The sequence below is a fragment of the Micromonospora sp. WMMD710 genome, assembly GCF_029626045.1.
GTDB lineage: Bacteria > Actinomycetota > Actinomycetes > Mycobacteriales > Micromonosporaceae > Micromonospora.
On record NZ_JARUBD010000001.1, the window covers coordinates 4750546 to 4767425 of the forward strand.

Annotated in this window: 16 protein-coding genes and 1 pseudogene; 3 read left to right on the plus strand and 14 right to left on the minus strand. The window is 71.9% G+C overall.

Going from position 1 to position 16880, the window contains the following annotated elements; translation table 11 throughout:
- The first annotated feature begins 87 nt into the window (after positions 1-87).
- Positions 88-1350 (plus strand): ATP-binding protein, encoded by a 1263-nt coding sequence (locus tag O7620_RS21890; protein ID WP_278124816.1) that lies wholly within the window; start codon positions 88-90, stop codon positions 1348-1350.
- A 46-nt stretch (positions 1351-1396) separates the two neighbouring features.
- On the opposite strand, the gene O7620_RS21895 is transcribed toward O7620_RS21890, so the two are convergent.
- The 4 genes from O7620_RS21895 to O7620_RS21910 all read right to left on the minus strand — a co-directional run bounded on the left by O7620_RS21895 (position 1397) and on the right by O7620_RS21910 (position 4272).
- On the minus strand, positions 1397-1624 hold the full coding sequence (locus O7620_RS21895; RefSeq protein WP_278124817.1) for a superoxide dismutase: 228 nt from the start codon (positions 1622-1624) through the stop codon (positions 1397-1399).
- Positions 1625-1663: 39 nt separating this feature from the next.
- Positions 1664-1864: a Fe-Mn family superoxide dismutase gene (locus O7620_RS21900; RefSeq protein WP_278124818.1), complete on the minus strand. Its 201-nt coding sequence runs from the start codon at positions 1862-1864 to the stop codon at positions 1664-1666.
- A 2-nt stretch (positions 1865-1866) separates the two neighbouring features.
- Positions 1867-2277: a hypothetical protein gene (locus tag O7620_RS21905; RefSeq protein WP_278124819.1), complete on the minus strand. Its 411-nt coding sequence runs from the start codon at positions 2275-2277 to the stop codon at positions 1867-1869.
- 636 nt (positions 2278-2913) lie between these two features.
- Positions 2914-4272, minus strand: a complete 1359-nt coding sequence (locus O7620_RS21910; RefSeq protein WP_278124820.1) for a glycoside hydrolase family 6 protein — start codon at positions 4270-4272, stop codon at positions 2914-2916.
- A 260-nt stretch (positions 4273-4532) separates the two neighbouring features.
- On the opposite strand from O7620_RS21910, the gene O7620_RS21915 reads away from it, so the two are divergent.
- On the plus strand, positions 4533-5735 hold the full coding sequence (locus O7620_RS21915) for a low temperature requirement protein A (RefSeq protein ID WP_278124822.1): 1203 nt from the start codon (positions 4533-4535) through the stop codon (positions 5733-5735).
- 64 nt (positions 5736-5799) lie between these two features.
- Here O7620_RS21915 and O7620_RS21920 read toward each other — a convergent pair whose 3' ends face one another.
- The 9 genes and pseudogenes from O7620_RS21920 to O7620_RS21960 form a co-directional block, all read right to left on the minus strand.
- A complete protein-coding gene (locus tag O7620_RS21920) occupies positions 5800-7071 on the minus strand; it encodes a cellulose binding domain-containing protein (RefSeq protein ID WP_278124823.1) in 1272 nt (423 codons plus the stop codon).
- A gap of 343 nt (positions 7072-7414) precedes the next feature.
- Positions 7415-8560, minus strand: coding sequence for an alanine racemase (locus O7620_RS21925; protein WP_278124824.1), 1146 nt, complete (start codon positions 8558-8560; stop codon positions 7415-7417).
- Positions 8557-10155 (minus strand): IucA/IucC family protein, encoded by a 1599-nt coding sequence (locus tag O7620_RS21930; RefSeq protein ID WP_278124826.1) that lies wholly within the window; start codon positions 10153-10155, stop codon positions 8557-8559. Before O7620_RS21930 ends, O7620_RS21925 begins: the two co-directional genes overlap by 4 nt.
- Complete coding sequence (locus O7620_RS21935) at positions 10152-11777, minus strand: IucA/IucC family siderophore biosynthesis protein (RefSeq protein WP_278124827.1); 1626 nt, start codon at positions 11775-11777, stop codon at positions 10152-10154. The genes O7620_RS21930 and O7620_RS21935 overlap by 4 nt, the downstream gene beginning before the upstream one ends.
- Positions 11774-12946: a siderophore biosynthesis protein gene (locus O7620_RS21940; protein WP_278124828.1), complete on the minus strand. Its 1173-nt coding sequence runs from the start codon at positions 12944-12946 to the stop codon at positions 11774-11776. Before O7620_RS21940 ends, O7620_RS21935 begins: the two co-directional genes overlap by 4 nt.
- Positions 12947-12961: 15 nt before the next feature.
- Positions 12962-13192, minus strand: a complete 231-nt coding sequence (locus O7620_RS21945) for a hypothetical protein (protein ID WP_278124829.1) — start codon at positions 13190-13192, stop codon at positions 12962-12964.
- Positions 13193-13200: 8 nt separating this feature from the next.
- A pseudogene (locus tag O7620_RS21950) lies at positions 13201-13554 on the minus strand (MFS transporter); the annotation flags it as partial.
- Positions 13551-14810, minus strand: a complete 1260-nt coding sequence (locus O7620_RS21955) for an MFS transporter (protein WP_278124830.1) — start codon at positions 14808-14810, stop codon at positions 13551-13553. The pseudogene O7620_RS21950 and the gene O7620_RS21955, both read right to left, overlap by 4 nt.
- Positions 14807-15517, minus strand: a complete 711-nt coding sequence (locus O7620_RS21960; protein ID WP_278124831.1) for a siderophore-interacting protein — start codon at positions 15515-15517, stop codon at positions 14807-14809. The genes O7620_RS21955 and O7620_RS21960 overlap by 4 nt, the downstream gene beginning before the upstream one ends.
- Before the next feature lie 137 nt (positions 15518-15654).
- Between O7620_RS21960 and O7620_RS21965 the strand changes: the two genes are divergently transcribed.
- Entirely contained in the window at positions 15655-16215 is a 561-nt protein-coding gene (locus O7620_RS21965; protein WP_151491636.1) for a GNAT family N-acetyltransferase, read from the plus strand.
- A gap of 11 nt (positions 16216-16226) precedes the next feature.
- Here O7620_RS21965 and O7620_RS21970 read toward each other — a convergent pair whose 3' ends face one another.
- Complete coding sequence (locus tag O7620_RS21970; protein ID WP_278124832.1) at positions 16227-16853, minus strand: hypothetical protein; 627 nt, start codon at positions 16851-16853, stop codon at positions 16227-16229.
- Positions 16854-16880: the final 27 nt, after the last annotated feature.

Here is a 16880-nt window from a genome sequence, read left to right on the forward strand (position 1 = left end):
CGAACCGCCGCATTTCGAACGCATCCTTACCGCAAATCGAATGCGAAGGCCCTCGCAGATCGAAATCTTACTGGCTATCATGATGTCGTGCCGACACCGCACCTGATTCCACGTCGGGCCGCCGCGCAGGTCGACGCCGCGCTGGCCGACACCCGCGTCGTCCTGATCAGCGGGGCACGCCAGACAGGCAAGAGCACGCTGGTCCGCATCGTCGCCGGCGATCGTCTCGCCGAGCGCCGCGATCTTGATCGGGCTCAGGACCGGGCGGCGGCGATCGCCGATCCAGTCGGATTCGTGGACTCCTCCGAGCTCTTGGTCATCGACGAGATCCAGCGCGCTCCGGAGCTCCTGTTGGCCATCAAGGCCGCCGTCGACGAGGATCCCCGTCCTGGCCGGTACCTGCTCACCGGATCGTCTCGGCTGTTCGGAATGGTGGCTGCGCCGGACGCGCTGCCTGGCCGGATGGAAACGGTTGAGCTCTGGCCATTATCCCAAGGCGAACTCGACGGAGCACTGGACGGATTCATCGATGCCGTCTTCACGCTCGGCCCGGACCTGCGACACGAGTCGGACGTGACCCGCGCCGACTACGCAGCCAGGATCGTGCGCGGCGGCCTACCCGAGGCCACCACCCGCACCGACCCACGCCGCCGCCAACGATTCCTCGACGCCTACGTCCAGGCGCTCATCGACCGCGACGTCCGGCAGCTGTCCGACATCCAGCACAAGGGCGAGCTACGCAAACTGGTACGCCTCCTCGCGGCCAGGTCCGCGACCGTCATCGCCGCCAACTCCCTCGAATCCGCCCTCGGACTGAGCCGGCCGACGATCGCCCGCTACCTCCAGGCGCTGGAAGAGATCTTCCTGATCAAACGGATTCCCGGCTGGTCCCGCAACATCGGCACCCGCGCCACCGCCGCGCCAAAGCTGATCTTCGTCGACTCGGGCATCGCCGCCAACGAGACCGCGACCGACGCCCGGGCACTGCTCCGGCCGGGAGCACCGTTCGGCCCGCTGCTCGAATCCTTCGTCCTGTCCGAGCTGTCCCGGCAGCTCACCTGGTCCGAGCAGCCCGTCGACCTGGCCCACTACCGCGACCAGAGCAGGTACGAAGTCGACGCGGTGCTCGAGAACCGAGCTGGTCAGGTGGTCGGGATCGAAGTCAAAGCAGCCACCACCGTCGGACCCGACGACTTCCGCGGACTACGCCGACTCGCCGACCGCCTCGGCGACGACTTCCTCGCCGGCATCGTCCTCTATACCGGATCGTCCACGCTGCCGTTCGGCGAAAGACTCCGCGCCATGCCGGTCAGCGCCCTATGGCAGGTTTCCGCCTCGACAGCAGGCTGACCTCGCTCGCAGGCCGCTCCTCAGCCGTCATGGGAGTGGGCATGCCTCAGCCGGGCGGGGGCGGCGGTGTGGCGGCCACGAGCAGGGTGAGTTCCCGGACCAGGTCGTCCAGGGACTGACCGGTCTGCGCGCGGACCAGACCGAGGGCGAGGTCGGCCAGCAGGTAGAAGCCGAGCATGCGGGCCTGGTCCGAGTCGAACGAGGCCAGCAGCGCCTCCGCGCCGGCGAGGTCACCGCGGTGGCGGGCGGCGATGACCCCGGCGGCGCGTTGCACGAGGTCGGCGGCGACCCGGAACCGGACCGGTCACGCCGGTCAGAGCTTCGGCGCGGCGGCGCGGGCGGCCTCGAAGCGCGCGGTGACGTCGGCCCAGTTGACCAGGTTCCACAGCCGGTCGACGTAGTCCGGGCGCACGTTGCGGTACTGCAGGTAGTAGGCGTGCTCCCACGCGTCGAACACCAGCAGCGGCGTGGAGCCCTGCCCGACGTTGCCGTGGTGGTCGTAGACCTGCTCCACGATCAGCCGCTGCCCCAGCGGCTCCCAGGCCAGGACACCCCACCGGAGCCCTGCACGCCCTTCGTCGCCGCCGACAGTTGGCCGGCGAAACCGTCGAAGGAACCGAGGTGCTCCTCGATCGCCGCGGCCAGCTCACCGTCGGGGCGGTCACCGCCGTCCGGGGACAGGTTGTTCCAGAAGATCGAGTGCAGCACGCGCCCCGACAGGTTGAACGCGAACGTCTTCTCCAACCCGACCAGCGCCGCGAAGTCACCCTTGTCCCGGGCCTCGGCGAGCTGCTCCATGGCGTCGTTGCTTCCCTCGACGTACGCGGCGTGGTGCTTGCTGTGGTGCAGCTCCAGGATCTCGCCGGACATCGCCGGCTCCAGCGCGCCGTAGTCGTAGGGCATGTCGGGCAGAGAGTAGACGGCCACCAGCAGCTCCTCACACCATCGTCGTCGCAGAGTTGGGCGGGCACCCCGGCGGTGGTGCAGATCATCGCGTTGCCGGAGCACCCGCCCACTGCTGCCGCCATTACGTAGTTGCGAAGCTTTTGCTATCAACACGGTCCAGAGTGGGGTGCGGCCGACGCCGGGCCGGGCGCAGCGGGTCGCAAGAGACCGCCACGGCGGTCGATGGGAAAGTGGCGCTGAACAGTGCTTACGCACTTTGCTGAGCTGCCGCAGGCGATCACAGCGGCGCGCGGGTGCGACCGGCGCAGGAAGCCTGGAAAGAGAGAAGCCGCAGGTCATCGGCCTGCGGCTACACACGGAGCGTCGGGTTAGGAAACCGATGCTCTATCCCCTGAGCTACGAGGGCGCGAGGGCACAGTCTCGCGACCTTGGGGTCCACCTGAGGTGGCAGGGAGTGGCCCACGTCCACCCCGTGTCACCCGGATCACCGTTCGCCCAGCCCAGGGCCACGCCTCGAACACACCAGACCGATTCCGGGCCGGCGGTCGGCCGCCGGTGAGCCGGGTTGACGTTCCGGCGCCGGCCGTTTCGCCGCTGAACGGGACGGGCCCGGCGCGAAGGGTGGTCCTCCGGGCCGGGCCGCGTCGTCGGGTGGGGTCAGGCGGTCGCGCAGGTGGCCGTCACGCCCGGGCCGGTGCCGGTGCCCTGGAAGCCGAAGTTGGTCGACTGCCGGCCGAGGATCCGTCCGTTGTAGCTCACGTTGGTGAACCCGACGGTCCCACTGGTGCCGCTGGCCTGGGCGTTCCAGGTGCCGGTGACCGTGGTGCCGGCGGGCAGCGCGATGGTCACGGTCCAGCCGTTGATGTCCGACTTGCCGGCGGTGACCGTCACGCTCGCGGTGAAGCCCCCGGCCCACTGGTTGAGCGCCACCGACGCATAGCAGCCGTCACCGGCCGGCGGCGTGGTGTTCGGGGGCGGGGTGGTCGGCGGGGTCGTCGTCGGCGGGGTGGTGGTCGGAGGCGTGGTCGTCGGCGGGGTGGTCGTCGGTGGCGTGGTGGTGGGCGGGTTGGGCGCGCCGTTGGCCAGGCTGAAGGCCAGGTCGGGCTGGAACGAACCGGCCGTGTAGCGGCAGCCGTCGGCCTCGCCCGGGGGCTTCACCCAGAGGTACGCGTCGATGTTGCTGTCGCCGGTGCTGGTCGTCGGGTACTGCCCGATGCGCCGGTCGGTGTTGTCGTCGCCGCACCAGTCTCCGCTGGCACCGCCGTTGCGGCTGGTGTCGATGACCTGGCGCTTGCCCGTGATGCCCATGCCGTTGAGGGCGGAGATGACCGAGCGGCCGAAGTTCGCCTCGTTCGAGGTGGAGTTGTAGTTCGACACGTTGGTGAAGAAGCCGTCGGCGTACTGCACCCCGGCCGCCCGGAGCCGGTTGGCCGTCTCACCCGCGCTGTTCCAGGTGGAGTGGCCGCCGTCGAGGTACACCTTGGCGTTGGGGTTGCCCGACTTGATGGTCCGGGTGGCCGTCGTGATCGCCTGGTTGCGCGCGTTGAGCTCGCTGCCGCTCAGGCACGTCTGCAGGGCGAGCGAGTCGGTTTCCAGGATGATGATGACGGTCTGGTTGCCGAGCCCTCTGGCGAAGTTGGACACCCACGTCTGGTACTGGTTGAGGTCCGGTGCCCCACCGGCGCTGGCCCCGCCGCAGTCCCGGTTGGTGATCTCGTACACCGCCAGCACCGGGATCTGTTGCGCCGCGTTGGCGGCGCCGATGACCTCGGAGACCTCGGACTGCACGGTCGACGGGTTGAAGTTGGCGAACCAGCGGGCCTGCGGCTGACTCGCGATCTTGTCGCGGATGACGGCGGTACGCGAGTCGCCGGGGTTGGCGGCGACCCAGCGGACGACCGCCGAACTCGGGTCGCGATACAGCGATCCGGACAGCGTGCCGGCGGAGGCGCTGCCGACGGTGAGGCAGACGCCGACCAGGGTGGCGCCCGCGACGGCCGCCAGGCTGGCTGCCACCGATCTGCGGCGGAGCGAGGAGAGGCTAGCCACGACGTGTTACCTCCAGATGACATTGATGTATCCACATTGATGGGAGCGTTCCCATGGACGGTAGCGGAGGCTTGCGTCGCTGCCAAGATGTAGAGACTTGTCGATGAGTGCAACGGCCGGGATTCAGCCGGACCACCGGCGGCACTCGTCCGGTATCGGCTCAATGATCCGCAAAGCGTGGTACCAATACCCGGAAGACGGACGATGCCGGCAGAAACGGACGGTCCATGTCGACAAGGGCGGCAGCGCTGCTTCGTAAGCCAGGGCAACCGCAGCGGCCGAGCCTGCTGGAACTCTTCTTCGACCTGGTCTTCATCTTCGCTCTCAACCGGGTCTCCCAGCGGCTGGTCGAGGATCTCACCGAAGGGCGGATGGTCCTCACCGAAACGGGCGAGAGCCTGCTGTTACTGCTCGCCTTCCTGGTGCTCTGGTTCGTCACGGCGTGGGTCACCGACATCTACGATCCGCAGCGGCCACAACTCCAGTTGCTGGTGTACGCGGCGATGCTCGGCGCCCTGATGATGGCGGTCGCGGTGCCGCGGGCGTTCGGCGACGGGAGCCTGGTCTTCGCCGGCGCGTACGTTGCGGTCCACCTCGTCCGCGGCTCCGTCCTCGTGCCGGTGCTGCGTGGCCACCGGGCTCAGCGGAGGGCGGCGGGGGTGCTCCTCTGGTTCAGCGTGTCGGCCGTGCCGTGGATCGCCGGCGCGATCCTGCCGGATCCGGCCCGCGGGCCGCTGTGGGCGCTCGCCATCGCCATCGACGGCACGGCACTGCTGCTGTTCTACCCCGCCCCCTGGACCCTGCCCACCCCCGGCCAGTGGCCCGTCCTGGCCGAGTACCTGTCCGAGCGTTACCGACAGTTCTTCATCATCGCTCTCGGTGAGCTGATCCTGGCGACCGGCTCGGCCTACAGCGACGCGTCCTTTCGTAGCGGTGGAGCCGCGGCGGCGCTCTCGGTCTCGTTCATCACCACCGTGCTGCTGTTCCGGGTCTACCTCTTCAAGGCGGGCCAACTGCTGCCCGAGGCGATCAACGCGTCCTCCGACCCCGCCCGCCTCGTCCGGGAGGCGTTCCTCGCGCACGTCCTGATGGTGGCCGGCATCGTGGCCGTCGCCGTCGGGTACGAACTGGTGATCAAACATCCGTGGGGGCGGACCGAGGCGGCCTGGGTTCTCGTCATCCTCGGCGGGCCGATCCTGTTCCTGGTCGGACGTGCGCTGGCCGAATACGCCGTGTTCGCCCGCGTGTCCCGCTCCCGGCTGATCGGGGCGCTGGCGCTCGTCGCCGCCGCGCCGGCGATGACCCATCTGCCACCGCTGGCCGTGGCCGGCACCGCCGTACTCGTCCTCGCGTGCATCGCCACCTCCGACACGTTGCGTGCCAAGGGCAGGCCCTCCGAGCGCCCGTCCCCACCCCGCTTCAGACACTGACCAGCCGCTCCCCGGGCCACCTGTGGGCCCGGAGCCCTCTGGCTCCGGGCCCGGTCAGCCCTGCTCAGGGGCTGGTGCAGGTGATGGCGCCGGGTGCGGTGGCACCGTTACCGGTGGCGGTGTATCCGAACGTGGTCGAGGCGTTCGGGCCGACCGTGCCGTTGTACGCGGCGTTCCGGACGGTGACGCTGCCGGTGGTGCCCGTGTTGGTGCCGTTCCACAGGCTGCTGATGGCTTGACCACTGGCCAGGGTCAGACCCACGGTCCAGCCGTTCAGTGTCGTGGTGGTGGTGTTGGCGACGGTCACCTCGGCCTGGAAGCCGCCGGGCCAGGTGTTGAGCGTCCGGTAGGTGGCGGCGCAGGTGCCCGGCTCGCCGGTGGGCGGCGGGGTGGTCGGGGGCGGGGTGGTGGGCGGCGGGGTCGTCGGGGGCGTGGTCGACTCGAACTGGCTGAAGAACCTCCAGATCTCGCCCGACGTCCACGTCCGGGAGTCGTTGGGGCTGCCGGACCCGTCGACCGGGCTGGGGGTGTGGTCCCCGTCGAACGCCGCCCACTGGACCGGGTAACCGGCCCGGCATCCCGAGTAGGTGGTGGTGATGTGGGTGAGGCTGCCGCGGCTCGGTTCGCGTGGGCTCTGCGCGGTGCAGCCGTTGTTCCGGACGAACGTGTCGCGCAGTTGCCGACCCTGCGAGATGTTCAGGACGCTGTCGTAGATGCCGTGGATGCCGAAGTAGGCCACGGGCTGGGTGCCGCCGTTGCAACCGCTGAGGTTGGCGCCGGACAGGACGGTGACCGCGCGGATGACGTCGGGCCGGGCGCAGGCCACCGCGTAGCTCATGGCCCCGCCGTAGCTCCAACCCAGGGCGAAGCGCTGGCTCGTGTCGACGCACAGGTCGTTCTCGATCTGGCGGGAGATGTCGTCGAAGAGGGTCAGGTCCCGACCGTTGGTGTTGGCCCAGCCGGCGTTGAGGCCCTGCGGCGCGACGAAGATCGTGCTGTTGTTCGACAGTGGCTGAAGCCCGTAGTAGCCGGCTGAGGTGACGTTGTTGGCCGAGCCGTTCAACCAGTGGAAGCCGAAGATCAGCCGGTAGGGGCGGTTGCGGTCGTACCCGTCAGGGATCCGCAGGTTGTAGGTACGGCTCTGTCCGCTGCTCTGGATCGTGCGCGTCCCGCTGGTCAGCGTGGGGGCCTTGCCGCAGCCGGCGGTCGCCGCGAGGGTGCCGTTCGTCGCCACTTCCGCCGCGTGCAGGCCGCCGCTCAGTGCGCCGCCGGCGGCGGCCGCGAGGAGCACCGCCGCGGCCGCGATGGAGGTGAGGAGATGTCTACGTTTCGCCATTGCATGACTCCTTGCGAAGGGGCGTCAGGTGCCGGTGGTGGGTGCGATGCCAGTCGCCCGCGATCCACCTGGCGCCAGGAGTCGAGCCGGGCCGAGGGCTGCCTGCGGCGGGGCTTCGGAAGCTGGACATGCGGCCGGGGCGACGTCGTCCGGCGACCTGCTGGGGTCGCCGGGCATCGACGGTGTGGCCCGGACCGAGTCACCGACCGGGTGGGCGGCGGGAGGGTGGAAACCCCCTCGGCGCGTCCACGCCGGCTGGTTGAGGTGACCGGGAGCGTGCCCTTCGCTCCCCGGGAGAAAACATAGCATGTTATCGATAACAAGCGATGTCTCGGGGCGGGGTTCAGGACGGTGGCGACCCCGCCGCCCACCCGGCTGCCACCTCGTCCGGATCGCCGATGCGGAACAGGGGAGGTTCGTGCAGCAGGAAGTCGCGGTGGCTGATGTTCCAGGCGTACGCGCCGGCCATGGCGAAGGCCAGCACGTCACCCACGCCGATCGGCCCGGCGGTGGCCGACCGGGACAGCACGTCCTTCGGAGTGCAGAGCTGCCCGACCACGGTGACCGGCCCGCCGTCGGTGCGCGGGCCGTCGGCACCGCTGCGCCGGTACACCCGGAACGGCTGCGCGTGCCCCTTGGCCGCCGGCGTGCGCAGGTGGTGGGTGCCGCCGGCCACCACCACGAACCACTCGCCGTAGGAACGCTTCACGTCGATGACCTCGGTGAGGTACGCCCCGCAGTAGGCGGTGACCGACCGCCCCGGCTCGATGCGCAGCCGCAGACCCGGGTACGCGTCGGCGACGCCCGCCAGCGCTCGGCCGTAGCCGGCCCAGTCGAATCGCCCCGCCGGATCGGTGTAGTCGACGGCCATGCCCCCGCCGACGTCGACCTCGGCGGCGGCGACGTCGGCGACCGCCCAGCGGACCACGGCGGCGGCGACCGCCCCGGCGAGTGGGGCGTCCAGCCCGCTGGCCAGGTGCGTGTGGACACCGCGTACCTCGATGCCGGCGGGCGGGCGGCGGGCGCACTCGACCGCGTCGGCCGGGTCCATGCCGAACGGGCTGGGGCCGCCACCCATGACCAGGCTCGCGCCGGGCGCGTCGACCGGCAGGTTCACGCGCAGCAGCACCTGGGCCGTCCGGCCCGTGGCGGTGGCCAGCGCGCCGAGCCGCCGCAGCTCGGCCGGTGACTCGACGTGGATGCGGCGCACCCCGGCGGCGAGGGCGGCGGCGAGGTCCTCGTCGGTCTTGCCCGGACCGGCGTACGCGGCCGGCGCCCGGCCCGGCAGCACCTCGGCCAGCCGGCGCAGCTCGCCACGGCTGGCGGCCTCGAACCCGTCGACGACTCCGGCGAGGGTCCGCAGCACGCCCGGATCCGGGTTGGCCTTGACCGCGTAGAGCAGCTCGACCCGCCGGGGCAGCGCGTCCCTGATCGACCGGGCGTGCGTGGCCAAGGCGTCGAGGTCGTGGACGTAGAGCGGTCGGGTCACCGTGGCCCGGCCAACGGGTTGGGCACCGACACGAAGGGCGCGGCGCGATCGGCGGCGCGGCGCCACCGGACCAGCAGGTTCGCCTTCGCCACCAGCGGCTCCCCGTCCAGCAGCGCCCGTAGTTCGGGAGGGTCGTCGAGGTCGGCGGCCACCGCCGCGACGACGGCGCGCAGCTCCCGCCACAGCCGCGGTTCGATCCCCGGCCACGCGTCGGCGAGCGCACCGCACAGACCGGCCAGGTGGTTGACGAAGAGGCAGTACACGACCCTGCGCCGGGCGGACCGCGCGTCGTAGCCGACCTGCGGTGGGACGCCGTCCGGCCAGCTGGTCCAGCGGCCGGTGTCGAGTTTGACGCCCTCCAGGTCGCGCAGCAGCATCCGGACCGGCCGTCGCGCGGAGTCGAGCACCACCACGACGTTCTGCAGGTGCGCCTCGTGCACCACGCCGTGACCGAGCCAGCAGTGCAGGACGGCCGGCACCAGCAGTTCCACGTACTCCCGCCACCAGGTGACCGGGTCCGGCACCGCCAGCGGTGCGGCGGCCAGTGCCGCCGCCAGGATCGGGGTGTCCCCCGGTCGCAGATGTGGGCGCAGGCCGGTGCGCAGGATCGTTCCGTACGCCTCGTCCGCCCCGGCGACGTCGACCGTCCGGTAGGCGGGCTCGGCGAGCAGCCCGACCCCGTCCGGCATCGGCACCTGGGCCAACAGGTCGGTCAGGGCCACCGCCCCGGTGAGTTCGTAGCGGGCGTTCTTGCGCAGACAGTTGGTGATCCGTACGTGCAGGCTGGTCTTGACGAACAGGTCCGCGTCCGGCGCGTAGACGGTGCGGACGCTCGCCGTCGGCCGGACTTCAACACCGCCCTCCCCCAGGTCACGCAATCCCGGGTAGGTCGGTGGGATCAGCGACAGCTGCCACGGATGCACCGGCAGCACCCGGTGCCCGGCCGGGGACGGCGGCGGGTCGAGGGCGGCGACGAGCGCATCGAACGGTCCGTCGCCCGCGACGAGATCATCCGGTACGGCGAGCCAGCGCAGCCGGAACGCGGTGCGCAGTTCCGGCGCGTACCCCTGCCAGCGGTCCGGATCACCACTGCGCCACTTGGGCGCGGGGTGGTGCGGGTGGCCGTGGACCAGCGACTGTTCGGAGTCGACGTACGCGTCGATGGCGGCGTCGCTGGTGGGGGTGGGATCCCACGCCGGCCGATCGGCCAGCAGCCGGGCCACGGTGTCGCGGCTGGCCCGGACCTGGCCGACGAACTCGTCGTTGGCCAGGCCGGTACGCGCGGTCAGTTCCGCCGCGGCCAGGCCGGCCAGTGCGTCCGCGTCGACGTCCTCCCACCGGTTGCCGTCTGTCATCCGCTGCACCGGGCCGTCGTAGCGGTGCGCGCCGAGTGGCGAGACTCGCGTGACGGCGCACCGCAACGAGACGTCGAGGTGCCGCAGCAGCAGGTGCGCGCAACCGTCGAGCACGGTCGTGTCGCCGGCGGGGAGGCCGACCTCGCGGACCAGGCAGCCGTAGACGGCGTGGGCGGCGGACAGGTCGGCGAGCTGGCGGGTGTCGACGCCCGGCCGGGAGCGCAGCCGTGCGCTCGTCATGGTGTCTCCCGGAGGTAGTTCGGGCCGGTGCGCAGGTAGTACTTGTTGATGTCGGTGCAGCCCAACCGCTGCTTGGGCAGCAGGGTGCCGGCGGTGAGCATCGCCTTGACAGGTAGTCGAGCGGCCCGCAGGACCCGCTCGGTGAAGGAACGCACCTGCGGCCCGTCGCCCCAGCGGTCCCGGGCGGCGGCCAGTCGGGGTGCCAGCGCCTCGGCCGGCGCGGGTACGGGCAGGCCCCGCGCGGCCAGCGCGATCAGGGGTGCCGCCGCGGCGAGGTGCAGCGTGATGGTGATGAACACGTCGGCCAGTTCTCGCGGATCGCGCGCCCACATCCGCTCGTCGGCCAGCGGAAGCCCGGCCGGCCCGTGGTGGCGGGGGTCGAGGCGCGCGCCGTCGTTGTCCTTGTAGAGCAGGCCGACCGTCTCGTCGGGGCGGATCAGCAGGTGGATGTTCTGTGGATGCGCTTCGAGGGCCACGCCGTGCCGGAGCCAGAGGAAGACGTGCCAGTCGAGCAGCAGGTCCAGATAGGACTCCAGCAGCGCCTCGGGCCGGCCCGAGCTGACGCGTTCGAGGACGGTGCCGGCGACCGGATCGGGTGCGGCGAGGGCCGCGACCGGCACCACCTGGACCCCGTCGAGGTCCCGGGGGAACCGCCGCAGCAGGAAGCCGCGCCGCTCGTCGGCGTCGACGTGGGCGTGGGTGCTCTCGTCGGCGTGCCGGATCCGGCCGGTGAACGCCGGCTCCCCGTCGGCGATCCGGTCGAGCAGCCCGGCGACGGCCGCGCCGTCGGCGAGTGAGCCCGGGTCCAGCGTCCGCCGGTTGCGGGCGCCGAGACTGGCGGTGGGCAGCGGCAGCTTCAGATGCAGGTACGGGTCCTCATCGAGCGCCACCGTCCGCATCGACAGGGTGGGCCGTACGGAGATCGCCGGCAGCGCGACCGACGGTAGCGCGTCGCGTGCCGCGGTCAGCGGATGCGCCGGCATCAGCACCTGATCCGGACGCGGCGCGGGCGGCCACCACGGCGGGAGGACGCCGGCCAGTCGCACCTCCTCGGCGGGTGCCGCGTACCAGCGCAGCGTGAAGCGCGGGGCGTGCTCCGGGGCGTACCGGAGCAGGTCGTCGTCGGTCAGGCCGTGCCGGCAGCGGTCGGTGGGGTAGACCGGGTGGCCGTGGTGGGCGGCGAGCACGTCGTCCAGGAGCGCCCCCGGCATGCCGGTACGGGTCGTGCGGCGTTCGACGGCCACCGTGGCGAACACCTGTGACCGGGCGGCGGCGGCGAGGCGGCGGGCGCGCAGGTCGGCGCGACATTCCGCGCCGAAGTCCCGCCAGCCCGCCTCGGCCTCGACGTCGTCGTGCGGAGCGAGCAGCGTCAGCAACCCGTCCACGGTGTCGGTCCGGTGGGTGCCCGTCCCGTCGACGACGTACACCGTCGGCGCGGCGCTGCGCAGGGCCTGCTGGAAGCCGTCCGCCCGCACCGGGATGCGCACCAGGCCAGCGCCGTGCGACACCTCCCACCAACCCGACCCGACCGCCCGGCCACGGCTGGCCAGGCCGAGGTGATCCTCACGCAGCAGGGCGTCCAGCACCCGCGCGAACACCTCCCGCTCACAGTCGTCGTTCACTCGACAATCGTCCACTGGAGATCGCGGCGGAAGTCGGTCAGGGACGCCCGAACGCTGACCCGGTCCGGACCGATCCCGTGCAGGACGGCGAGATAGTCCCGGTTCGTGCCGGTGTGGTCGGCGACCCGGCCCACCTTGCGCAGCGGCCGGCAGCCCAGCCGGACGTCACCGTGCATCAGGTCGATCGCGCCGGGTGCGACGGCGAGCCGGCCCGGCCGGTCCGCGCAGACGTATTCGACCCGTGCGTACCCGTCCACGGTGGCCGGCAGGTCGAGGGTGGCCAGCGGCTCACCGAGGTGCAGCCGGATGACGTACTCGAACAGCGGCACACCGAGCAGGTCGGCGAGGATCAGGTCCATCCGGTCACCGATGAGGCGGTAGTTCACCTCGATCAGCCGGACCCGGCCGTCGGAGACGACGTACTCGGTGTGGCAGGCGCCGAAGCCGACACCGAGCGCGTCGAGCCGGGCTCGCAGGTGGGCCTCGGCCTGCTCCGCCGGGGGCGACCAGTCGAGGCTCTCCTCGGTGAAGGTCGGCGGCGGGCCCAGGGCGGTGCGCCACCCGCCGAGGGAGGCCAGTGCCGTGCCGTCGCCGAGGGTGTCGAAGGTCCGCAGTTCGCCGGTCAGGTACTCCTCGACCACGAGCGCCACGTCCGGCCGGCGGCTGCGGATCTCGGTGACCCGGGCGGCCAGTTCCCGGTCGTCGGCCACCAGGTAGGCATCCTCGCTGGCCACCCCTGAGCGGGGTTTGAGCACCGCCGGGAACATGCCTTCTCCGACGGTGGGTGGGGCACCCGGGTCGAGGGCGACGGTGCGTACCCGATCGAGCCCGGCCGCCGCGACCACCCGGCGGGCCTCGACCTTGTCCTTGCAGATGCGGGCGGCGTCCGGGTCCTTGCCGGGCAGCCCCAGTTTGCGTGCGGCGACCGCGGTGGCCTCCTGGAGGTGGTCGCTGTTGGACAGCAACGCCGCTGGCCGCTCCGCTGTCGTCGCCGCGACCACCGCCGCCGCCTCCCGGACCGCGCACCGCACCACCGACGCCGTGCAGGACGGCCACTCGCCGGGCCGGTCGGTCAGCACGGTGACCGGCAGCCCGAGCGACGCCGCCGCCGGGAGGAAGCCGTCCAGGACGGCGTCGGTGGGGTTGAGCGCGGTGATGTACAGCCGCATTAGGGCAGCCTACCCTTATTGAGTTGATACGGGACGATCTGCCCGGTGCAACAATCCGGCGGCCACCAGCCCGCCGAGCAGGACCGCCGCCGCACCCACCAACTGCCCGGTCTCCAGCGCCGAGGCGAACGCGGCGGTGACGGCCTCCCGCTCCGGCCCCACCCGCGAGGCGGTGAGGGCCGCGGGGAACGAGCCGGCACCGGCCAGCGCGGCCGGCAACAGCGCGGCGAACCGGGCGTTCAGCACGGCACCCAGCCCGCCCGTGCGGCGATCAACTGTCCACTGGTCGAGGCGAGCCCGGCGGCCAGCGAGCCGACCCCGAACAGCACGAGCCCGGTGAGCAGCATGCGGCGACGCCCGTACCGGTCGGCCGCGCTGCCGGCGGTGAGCAGCAGCCCGGACAGCACCAGCGCGTACGCGTTGATCATCCATTGCACGTCGGCGGTGCTGGCGTTCAACTCGGTGGCGAGCACCGGCACCGCCACGGTCAGCACGGTGTTGTCCAGCACCACGACGAGTTGGGCGAGGCACAGCACGGCCAGGATCAGCCAGCGGTGCGGAAGCCGCGCCGCCGCCGGGTCGGCGGCGACCGATCGGACTGTGGTCACGCGGCTGCCTTCACGCCGTCCGTCGACGGGTGTTCGGTGGCCGGCCCGTCGGCCGGGTCGGGGGTGCGCGGGAACCGCCGCTGGTGGGCGAGCCCGAGGACCACCCCGGCGGCCACCAGGACGATGGCGGCGACCGCGACCGAGGGGTAGCCGACCCGGTCGGCGGCTGCCAGACCGACGGACGCGGCCACGAACGAGCAGATCAGCCCGAACGAGGACAGGACGGTGAAGTCGGTGCCGCCGGTGCCGGGCCGGGAGTAGTCCATGTTGACCGTGTAGAGCACGACGTTGGCGACGGTGTAGGCCACCATGAAACAGCAGAGCGCGACGACCGTCGCACCCAGCGGTGCGCGTCCGCTCATCAACGGCAGCAGCAGCAACGTCGACACCGCGAGGGCCGCGCCGCCGACCACGAGCACACCGCCGCGCCCGAACCGCCCGATGCCCAGCCCCGCCACCAGACCGGCCACGATGGCCGGTGCGCTGGTCACCACGCCGGTGACCACACCGATCCGGCCCAGGGACCAACCGGCGTCGACCAGGGCCGGGGTGACCAACGCGTACGCCATCCCGGCACCCACGTAGACCAGCGGCACCACACCGAAGGTCCACCAGCGGCAGCCCGGCTGGCCGAACACCGACAGCAGCGCCCGGTACGCCACACCGACCCGGGCGACCCGGTCGGTGCGGACCGGTTCCCGGAACCGCCACACCACCAGCAGGCCTACCGCCGTCAGCACGGCCAGCAGCCCGATCGCCGACGCCCAGCCGAACCGGTCGTAGACCAGGACGCACGCACCGCCGCCGAGCAAATTGCCGAGGTAGCTCGCGGCTACCTGGATCCCGTTGCCGGTCCCCCGCGTCGACTCGCTGAGCAGCCGGACGGCGACCGCGTCCACCGCGATGTCCTGGGTGGCGGAGAAGAAGACGTACGCGGCACAGATGGCGATGACCGGGCCCAGCGCGTCGGCCGGGCGGGAGAACGGCAGCAACGCCAGCAGCGTGAGCACCAGGGCGCCCTGGAGCACGAGCAGCCAGGACCGGTAGTGGCCTCGGTGCCGGGAGCCGTACCGGTCGAGGATCGGCGCCCAGAGGAACTTGATGGGCCAGATCAGGCCGACGACCTGGAGCAACGCCAGGGTGTCCAGCGAGGTGCCGCCGTCGCGCAGGATGGCGGTCAACCCGACGGTGATGAACCCGATGCCGAGGTACTGGGTGACGTAGAGCGCGGTCAGGGTGCCGAGCCGGTCCCTCATGCCGCTCTCCAGTACCCCAGGGAGGTCAGCCGGTCCTTGTCGACGCCGAGCGTCCGCCGGATGTGCTTGGTGATGCCGCGGGTGCTGGCCGCCTCGCACGCCACCCAGTAGTGGGCCGCGTCGGTGGCCGGCAGCGCGGCGCAGACTGTGTCGACGAGGTGTCGACCGTCGTCGCGCCGGGGCACCCAGGTGACCTCGTGGTGCTCCCGGGCGCGTGGCGTGAGCGCCTTCTCGCCCTCGTGGGCGTACTCCAGCCAGACCGTCGCGGGGATGTCGGCGCCGGCGTCGAGCAGGCTGTTCACCGCGGGCAGCGACGCCGCGTCGCCGATGAGGTAGAGGTGGCCGGGCGCGGGATCGGGCAGGTCGAACGCGCTGCCCTGGACGGTCGCGCCGATGGTGTCGCCGACCTGCGCGGTGGTGGCCCAGCGGGCGGCGCAGCCGTCGTGGATGGCGAATTCGAGGCTGAACCGGCCGGTCGCCGGGTCGGGATCCACCAGGGTGTACGCCCGCTGGTGCGCCCGGCCGTCGTTGTCGAACCACAGCCGGATCCACATCGTGGGGTGGACCCCGCACGCCTCCAGCAGGCCACCGCCGTCGACGAGCAGCCGCTGGTAGTGCCCCTCGACCGACTCGGTGCCCAGCACGGTCAACCGAAAGTCCCGGCCTCCCATGGCCTTGAGGACCAGGGCCTCCCAGTTCCGTTTCACGCACCCCTCCAGGTAAGGTCAGCCTTCGTTAGGGGAGGGTAACCTAAGTTGAGCGCTCCGCGGAACATGCGTACCCCTCTCGTTGCGACCCCCGCCGCGGCCCCGCGCCGCCACCTCGGAGCAAAGGACAGCGCCCGATGACGTACCTGGAGAAGATCGACGGCCTCGGGGACCTGTCACTGGTGACCGTGGACTCCGACCGGCACGCCGCGCTCCTGCACCGCTGGGTCACCCGACCCCGCAACGCCTTCTGGGGAATGGGGTCGCACACGCTGGACGAGGTGCGGGAGATCTACGCCTTCGTCGACAGCCTGCCCACGCACCACGCGTACCTGATCATGGTCGACGCCGAGCCGGTCGGCCTGTTCCAGACCTATCAGCCCGAGGCGGACCCGGTCGGCGAGCGCTACCCGGTCCAACCCGGCGACGTCGGCATGCACCTGCTGCTCAGCCCCGACCGGCGACTCGCCCGCGGGCTCACCAACGCCGTCGGCCCCGCCCTCGCGCGCTTCCTGTTCCGCGACCCGGCCGCCCAGCGGATCGTCGTCGAGCCCGACGTCCGCAACCATCTCGCGCTGCGCCGACTGGAGATCGAGGGCTTCACCTTCGACTCGGAGATCGACATGCCGGACAAGCGTGCCCAGCTGGCGTTCCTCACCCGCGCCCGGTTCGAGGCGGACCACCCGACGCCGGCCTGACCGGCGGCCCGTCAACGGTTGGCGTTCCAGAAGCCGACGAGGGTCGCGGTCCACCACCCGACCTGGGAGATGGAGGCCGCCGCGACGCCGGGCAGCAGGGCGGCCCGGGGCGCAACGCCGTCCATCTCGGCGAGTCGGTCCCGGACCCGGCCGAGGAACAACCCGTTGACCCCGACCGCCAGCACCGCGAGCAGCTTGACCCAGACCAGCCCGGACGACGTGTCCGGCCCCAGGGCGGCGCCGCTGACCACCAGGCCCAGCAGGCCCAGCCAGATGAGCGGATGCGCACCGTGCGCCGCGGTGAGCACGGTGCCCAGCGGCTCACGGCGCAGCAGCCACCGCAGGCTGAACCAGTCGACGGTCAGCACCGCGCCGAAACCCACCACCAGGCAGCTCAGGTGGCAGAAGAGCGCCGCCATCCGCCAACCCGGGGACAGGGTGAGGTGCGGCGCGACCAGGATCGCCGCCAGCCAGCCGAGGGTCATCGCCAGGATCGCGCCACCGACGGCGGTGCCACCGGCCGAACGGCGGTGACCGCCACGCCAGCGGGCCGGCGGCGCGGCGCCCACGACGGGCGGTGACCCGACCCGGGTACGGTGCGTCGCCGTGCGCCCGGCACGGCGCGCCGGGGCCGGCATGGCGGCACGGTGCGCGGGCAACGAGGC

Excerpts from the sequence above, each read along its gene's own strand:
- O7620_RS21915 (WP_278124822.1), top strand. The coding sequence starts at position 4,533 with ATGTCGACAAGGGCGGCAGCGCTGCTTCGTAAGCCAGGGCAACCGCAG.
- O7620_RS21920 (WP_278124823.1), bottom strand. The coding sequence starts at position 7,071 with ATGGCGAAACGTAGACATCTCCTCACCTCCATCGCGGCCGCGGCGGTG.
- O7620_RS21930 (WP_278124826.1), bottom strand. The coding sequence starts at position 10,155 with ATGACGAGCGCACGGCTGCGCTCCCGGCCGGGCGTCGACACCCGCCAG.
- O7620_RS21940 (WP_278124828.1), bottom strand. The coding sequence starts at position 12,946 with ATGCGGCTGTACATCACCGCGCTCAACCCCACCGACGCCGTCCTGGAC.
- O7620_RS21955 (WP_278124830.1), bottom strand. The coding sequence starts at position 14,810 with ATGAGGGACCGGCTCGGCACCCTGACCGCGCTCTACGTCACCCAGTAC.
- O7620_RS21965 (WP_151491636.1), top strand. The coding sequence starts at position 15,655 with ATGACGTACCTGGAGAAGATCGACGGCCTCGGGGACCTGTCACTGGTG.
- O7620_RS21970 (WP_278124832.1), bottom strand. The coding sequence starts at position 16,853 with ATGCCGGCCCCGGCGCGCCGTGCCGGGCGCACGGCGACGCACCGTACC.